We start from the raw sequence: 6,273 nt of genomic DNA, 5'->3' as shown, positions 1-6,273 counted from the left end.
TCGAGGGTCAGCTGATTGAACACCGTTTATTCGAAATAAAGGACTGTGACACGATTTTTGTCACAGTCCTATTTGCTATCCGTTGTAAAATTGTATTCGACTCCGAATGAATCTTTTAGCCTTGCTTGATTGTCAGCTACCCATGTAAATTCCTTTTTGTAATCTTTTCCGATTAGATAAGTTTTTTTATTATCAGAATCGATTTCCACTCTTCCATTTTTGACTTTCCTGTTGAAACTTTGCAGTAATTCTGGATTTTCAGTAGAAATAGTTTCGGAAGGAAAGTCTTCTTTAATCATTTCAGCCAGTAACAGTCGATCGGTTTCGCTTAACAATTTTGTTGGAGAGGTATTTAAATTTATATTTTGTTTAAATTCTTTACTGATTTCTAAATACCCATTATCTAAAATATAAGTTCCTCTAGTTTGTAAGGTTCCATTAGCTGTAATTTGTTCTATTGTGACATAAGTTATTTTATTGTAATTCGAATTGCAACCGCTGATTATGAATAATAATAACAAATGTGATGTATAAATAGTTCTTTTTAATAACTTTTTTTCCATGTGATCCTCTCCTTTAATCTCTATTTTTCTTATATTTTACCATATTTGAAAAATGATGGTAATATAATTGAAGTTTTGTTTGATGCGCATAAAAATTCAATGTATGATCAGAGTGTAAAAAATAGAAATGGAGGTTTTTTTATGATTAAAAATGTTTTTTTATCTAGTTGTTTTTTACTGTCCGTTGCTGTTTTTTTATTAAGTAATAACGGTGTCCATGCTGAAGCAAAAGATTTTAGCTATGGTGAGGATGCTCCTTCTCACATTGTAGAAACCACTATTTTTGATTTCGATCAAATGAAGTTTATCACTATTTCTCCACAAGCTATATTGACACGTTATTGGACAAGTGGATGGACAACGACTGGAAATCCTGCTCCAGCTGTTGCATTCTTCCGATCTGGAGCCTATCGAGGTTGGCTTGGAAAATATAGGGAAATGCCTGTTTCAAATGGAACTCGAGGATATTATGAGGGATATTTTTATCACCATTCCTTACCTTTACCGATTCCTTCAAAAATAAATTTCAGGGAAGGAGATATATAAGTGAAAAAATTTAAGAACTTATTTATTTTAACAATGGTTATATGGGGATTAACCGCTTTTTCACAAAAAATACATGCCGATACAAATGATTTAAGTGCTGAGCAAGTAATGAGTACTATCAATAGCAGAGGTAGTAAAGTTATCTACCATACAAGACGATCGGCTACTTTAAGCGGTCTAACAAATACAATTATATATAATGATGGTATTTATTGTGGGCAATTATATTTACAAAGTTGGTCTTACGACAAAGATTTTGCTACAGGAAGATTCTGGTATGTAGGGATATACAGAGGGACGGTCAGATCGAATGGAGGATGTCTTATCGGTCGATTAAAGTTTTAATATGTGATAGGAGAATATAGACGGATGAAATAGCACTTTTTTAGTTCATCAAGAGTGTTTGAATACCTCTGCTTCGTGGGGAGTTTTGGTATTTTCTATTATTGATAAGAAATATTGGGAGTCGTTACTCGATCAAGTAACGACTCCCAATATCGTAGATTCTTCATTTTGACTTAGATGTTGAGGTTGTTTATTGTTAGCTTGCTTTCATGCTGCTTTTATTTTTTCTAATTCATATCAAATCGATAGGATAAAGGCTTTTCTTTGTTTTTATTCTTTCGGTAAAGCCAGTAATCTAAAACCGCAGCAATACAAATACAAACAGGAGCATCTTCATCATTTGAGATATCCAGTACATAGTAATCTCCTGAAAAAAGCGTAGCTTTATCCATCTTCATGATTTGTTGATTGAAATGATGGATTTGATATTGATGATTATAGATATCACCTTGGACTGTCCAGTGAAGCCTACGAATATAATAAAAATCACCGGGCCAATTGAATATTTTCTGCATGGTTCCCACTTTTTCGAACTCCTTATACAGTTCAAAACGCGTACCGAATGTCAGGCTTATTTGCTTGATGTGGGCAACAAGATCGCCATTCATGGCATAAAGAGACAACGCATCGCCCTTTGTTCCCCAGCGACCAACCATCAAAAACAGGGAATGCCCTTTTTCGTTTTTGACGATTGTCCGAGTTGCACGTCCAAGCTGTTTTTCCTGAATGAAAAATTCTGACATCTATCTCCCTCTTTTCTAGATAAAACTATAAGTCTTCTGCAATCGCGCGCAATATGGCTTTTCCTACGCCAGATTCAAGGTTCGTGTCCGTTGTATATTTGGCATAATCTTTTACTTCGATTTCTGCATTTCCCATTGCAAAACTGACTCCTGCCACTTGCAGCATGCTGACATCATTGAAATTATCACCAATCGTCATGACTTCTTCTAAAGAAATGCCACGCTCATGCGCGACATGGGCAACGGCAATCCCTTTTTGAGCGTTTTTATGGTTCACTTCAATATTGTTTTGACCAGAAGAAGTGACAGCTAAATCACCTAAAAGAGAAATCTGCTTACCAACTGGTCCTAACACAGCAGGTCCTTCTGTATGAAAACAGATAATTTTCAAGACTTCCAGATTCTTTTCTTCCAAAATGGTACGAATACTGTCTACATATGTGATGTGCAGCAACTCCAGCTTAGCTGAGGCCATGGCAATCGCCATTTTATACGTAAGGTGAGGTAAATGGGTAGCGACCATGGAAGCAAAACTTTCGATCCGCTTCGCTTGATTTTCAGAATAAAGACCATCGTTGGTTGCTACTTCATAGTAAATACCGTTAGCGTCTAAAATATCCAAAACAGAGGTTGCTTGATTAGTTGGGATGGATACGGTAAACAAGGAATTTCCTTTTTTATCAAATACTTGTGCCCCGTTCAAAGTGATCATCGCACAATCGATTCCTACTTCATCCAAAGCGGCGCGAGCTTCTTGATAGTTTCGTCCAGTAGCGACCATGAACTCAACGCCGGCATCGTTTGCAAAACGTATCGCTTCGGCATTTTCAGGAGAAACACTCATATGGGCATCTAATAATGTACCATCCATATCTGATGCAATTAATTTGATCATAATGATTATCGTTCCTTTCTGCTTCTTGTTCCTAGTTTACCATATTAATCAAGTGCTGAGGGGGAAGATTGTCCCTTGTGATTGAAGAAAATGTGAGTTATTCTTTTTATTAGGAGGTGGAGGTTTTGAAAGAAATCATTCATAACAGTTGGCAAGAAGTTTTGTCCTCAGAATTTTCAAAAGATTATTATCTGCATCTAAGAGAATTTTTAAAGAAAGAATATGCGACCCAAAAGATCCATCCAGATATGTATCATATCTATGAAGCGTTGGAATTGACTCCTTATGAAGAAGTCAAAGTAGTGATCTTAGGACAAGATCCTTATCATGGAGAAAACCAAGCTCATGGATTATCTTTTTCTGTGCAGCCCGGCGTGAAGATCCCGCCATCTTTAAGAAATATCTACAAGGAGCTTCATGATGATCTTGGTATCGTACCTGTTCAACATGGAAACCTAGTATCATGGGCTAAACAGGGAGTCCTCTTACTCAACACTGTTCTTACTGTTCGGGAAGGGCAAGCTTATTCACATCGCGGGAAAGGTTGGGAAAGATTAACAGACACGATCATTGAAAAATTAAATGAACGAGAAAAACCAATCGTGTTTATCTTGTGGGGAAAACCGGCGCAAGAAAAAATCAAAATGATCGATAAGAGCCGTCATATCATCATTACATCTCCACATCCCAGTCCGCTATCTGCAAGCCGTGGCTTTTTCGGTTCCAAACCCTTCTCGAAAACGAATGATGCACTCCTTGCGTTAGGAGAAGAACCGATTGATTGGCAGCTGCCTGAAACAGTGTAATAAAACAGCGCTTTCCTGTTATAGCGCAGTTTGCCATATATGTGAAAAACTTCATTTTTCCGGCATTTTTGACTGATACAGATAAAATAAACTGTTCTTTTTTTATGGAATAGTGTATGATAATACATATAAAAACGTCTGGAGGTCATCTTGTGGAATTGTTTGATAGTTTAAGATTTAAGATTGTTCGCCGTGGGATCAAAATCGTTTTCCCGGAAGCTACTGATGCTCGAATTTTAGGTGCAGCTGCCCGGTTGAAAGCAGAAGAACTGGTGGAACCCATTTTAGTAGGAAACGAAGAAGAAATAAGAAATGCAGCACATGCCAGAGGAATCAAAACATCTAGCTTTACGATCATTAGTCCTGATACTTACGATAAGTGGGATGAAATGGTAGATGCTTTTGTCGAACGTAGAAATGGAAAGGCATCCAAAGAACAAGCAGAAAAGATTTTAAAAGATGTGAATTACTTTGGCACGATGCTTACGTATATGGGTGTTGCAGACGGCATGGTCTCTGGAGCAATCCATTCGACTGGTGACACTGTTCGTCCAGCACTTCAAATCATCAAAACAAAACCTGGTGTCAGTCGGACAAGTGGTGCGATGATCATGGTACGTGGAAGAGACCAAGAAAAATATGTCTTTTCTGATTGTGCAATCAATGTGAATCCAACTGCACAAGAATTGGCAGAAATCGCTGTAGATTCTGCAAAAACAGCTGAACTGTTCGATATCGAACCAAAAGTGGCGATGATGAGCTTCTCGACAAAAGGTTCAGCGAAATCGCCAGAAGTAGACAAAGTAGTTGAAGCCACTAAAATCGCTAAAAAACTAGCACCGCAATATTTGATCGACGGCGAATTGCAATTTGATGCTTCTTATGTTCCTTCAGTTGCACAACTGAAAGCGCCAGATTCAGAAGTAGCTGGTCAAGCAACAGTCTTTGTATTTCCAGAATTGCAATCAGGAAATATTGGCTATAAAATTGCTCAACGTTTCGGTAACTTTGAAGCAATCGGACCAATCTTGCAAGGTTTGAACAAACCGGTTTCTGATTTGTCTCGTGGAGCAAATGAAGAAGACGTATATAAATTATCGATTATCACAGCAGCACAGACATTGATTGATTAATAAATACACACGGACTAGTCCAAAACGGCAGCTGCTGTTCTTGACTAGTTCGTTTTTTTCTTTAAAAAAACTTCATTACGCGATATACTGGCAAAAAGAAAGAAGAGCGGGAGAAGATGAAAAATGATTGAACTATCAGGATTAACAATGACAGAACAATTTGCAGAGGCAATTGGTCATTCCGCCATGCCAGGTGATAATCTGATATTGACTGGTGATCTAGGTGCGGGTAAAACAACATTGACGAAAGGTATCGCCCAAGGACTGGGAATAACGCAAATGATCAAAAGTCCGACATACACGATTATTAGAGAGTATAATCAAGGCAGGATTCCGTTGTATCACATGGATATTTATCGGGTAGCAGCTAGCGGAGCTGACTTAGGGTTAGATGAATATTTTGAAGGAGATGGACTTTCCGTTGTCGAATGGGGAAATCTATTAGAAGAAGCACTGCCAGAAGATTATTTGGAACTGATTTTAGAAAAAAGTGATACAGATTTAGAAAAGCGTTATGTGAAATTGATCTCATATGGTGAACAAAGTGAAACATTCAAACAGCGAATCCTAGAAAAATGGGTTGAAAACCATGAGTGAAGAAATTGGAATCATCTTGCGGGAAGCAGTGCCAAAAGATGCAAAAGATATTCTTTCGATGATGGAACAAGTCAATAGCGAGACAGAATTTTTAGCTTTAGACGAAGCTGAACTTCTTTTACCCCCAGAAACTTTATCAGAAGAGTTGGGTTATATGTACGAAAGCAACAATAATTTATTGCTGCTTGCTCTCAATGAGGGGACGATTGTTGGAACAGCATCAGTCAAAGCAGACAGTCAATTTCGTTTATCTCATGTGGGAGAAGTCGGTATCAGTATCCTGCAGGAATATTGGGGAATGGGACTAGGTACTCTTATGCTAGAAGAAATCATCAATTGGGCGAAGGAAATGGGTGTACTTTTTCGATTGGAGCTGGATGTTCAAGTTCGTAATGAAAGAGCCGTACACCTTTACCAGAAAATGGGTTTCCAAATCGAAGCGGTCATGCCTAGAGGGGCAAGAACAGATTTAGGTGAATTTTTAGATGTATATAAAATGAGTTATTTGATTGAATAGAAAAAATAAGAAAAGAGTTAAGAAACTGTCAACCTTTTGGGAAGGCAGAAAAACGCACGAATGGACTGTGACAAAAGTCGTGTCGCAGTCCATTTTTTTGAATAAACGGTGTTCAAAAGCTTGCATCT

9 protein-coding genes are annotated in these 6,273 nt (G+C 37.8%); 6 read left to right on the top strand and 3 right to left on the bottom strand.

Going from position 1 to position 6,273, the window contains the following annotated elements:
- Nucleotides 1–68: 68 nt before the first annotated feature.
- The gene (locus tag HMPREF2988_RS00640) at nucleotides 69–563 is read right to left on the bottom strand and encodes a hypothetical protein (RefSeq protein WP_070769801.1); all 495 of its coding nucleotides are present in this window, start codon (nucleotides 561–563) and stop codon (nucleotides 69–71) included.
- A gap of 141 nt (nucleotides 564–704) precedes the next feature.
- On the opposite strand from HMPREF2988_RS00640, the gene HMPREF2988_RS00635 reads away from it, so the two are divergent.
- Nucleotides 705–1,109, top strand: a complete 405-nt coding sequence (locus HMPREF2988_RS00635; RefSeq protein WP_070769800.1) for a hypothetical protein — start codon at nucleotides 705–707, stop codon at nucleotides 1,107–1,109.
- On the top strand, nucleotides 1,110–1,454 hold the full coding sequence (locus HMPREF2988_RS00630; protein WP_070769799.1) for a hypothetical protein: 345 nt from the start codon (nucleotides 1,110–1,112) through the stop codon (nucleotides 1,452–1,454). It abuts the gene before it with no gap.
- Between the two features lie 227 nt (nucleotides 1,455–1,681).
- Here the strand turns inward: HMPREF2988_RS00630 and HMPREF2988_RS00625 are convergent, their stop codons facing one another.
- Both HMPREF2988_RS00625 and HMPREF2988_RS00620 read right to left on the bottom strand, forming a co-directional pair.
- Nucleotides 1,682–2,197 (bottom strand): LURP-one-related/scramblase family protein, encoded by a 516-nt coding sequence (locus tag HMPREF2988_RS00625; RefSeq protein WP_070769798.1) that lies wholly within the window; start codon nucleotides 2,195–2,197, stop codon nucleotides 1,682–1,684.
- Nucleotides 2,198–2,222: 25 nt separating this feature from the next.
- Nucleotides 2,223–3,092 (bottom strand): Cof-type HAD-IIB family hydrolase, encoded by an 870-nt coding sequence (locus HMPREF2988_RS00620; RefSeq protein ID WP_070769797.1) that lies wholly within the window; start codon nucleotides 3,090–3,092, stop codon nucleotides 2,223–2,225.
- Nucleotides 3,093–3,217: 125 nt separating this feature from the next.
- Between HMPREF2988_RS00620 and HMPREF2988_RS00615 the strand changes: the two genes are divergently transcribed.
- The 4 genes from HMPREF2988_RS00615 (at nucleotide 3,218) to HMPREF2988_RS00600 (ending at nucleotide 6,145) form a co-directional block, all read left to right on the top strand.
- Nucleotides 3,218–3,898: a uracil-DNA glycosylase gene (locus tag HMPREF2988_RS00615; RefSeq protein ID WP_002308387.1), complete on the top strand. Its 681-nt coding sequence runs from the start codon at nucleotides 3,218–3,220 to the stop codon at nucleotides 3,896–3,898.
- Between the two features lie 152 nt (nucleotides 3,899–4,050).
- Complete coding sequence (pta, locus tag HMPREF2988_RS00610) at nucleotides 4,051–5,031, top strand: phosphate acetyltransferase (protein ID WP_002312157.1); 981 nt, start codon at nucleotides 4,051–4,053, stop codon at nucleotides 5,029–5,031.
- 123 nt (nucleotides 5,032–5,154) lie between these two features.
- The gene (gene tsaE / locus HMPREF2988_RS00605) at nucleotides 5,155–5,628 is read left to right on the top strand and encodes a tRNA (adenosine(37)-N6)-threonylcarbamoyltransferase complex ATPase subunit type 1 TsaE (protein ID WP_002308391.1); all 474 of its coding nucleotides are present in this window, start codon (nucleotides 5,155–5,157) and stop codon (nucleotides 5,626–5,628) included.
- On the top strand, nucleotides 5,621–6,145 hold the full coding sequence (locus HMPREF2988_RS00600) for a GNAT family N-acetyltransferase (RefSeq protein WP_024635856.1): 525 nt from the start codon (nucleotides 5,621–5,623) through the stop codon (nucleotides 6,143–6,145). Before tsaE ends, HMPREF2988_RS00600 begins: the two co-directional genes overlap by 8 nt.
- The last annotated feature ends 128 nt before the right edge of the window (nucleotides 6,146–6,273 follow it).

It is taken from the genome of Enterococcus sp. HMSC061C05 (genome assembly GCF_001814765.1).
Taxonomy (GTDB): Bacteria; Bacillota; Bacilli; order Lactobacillales; family Enterococcaceae; genus Enterococcus_B; species Enterococcus_B lactis.
This window is presented reverse-complemented; position numbering and strand designations above follow the sequence as displayed.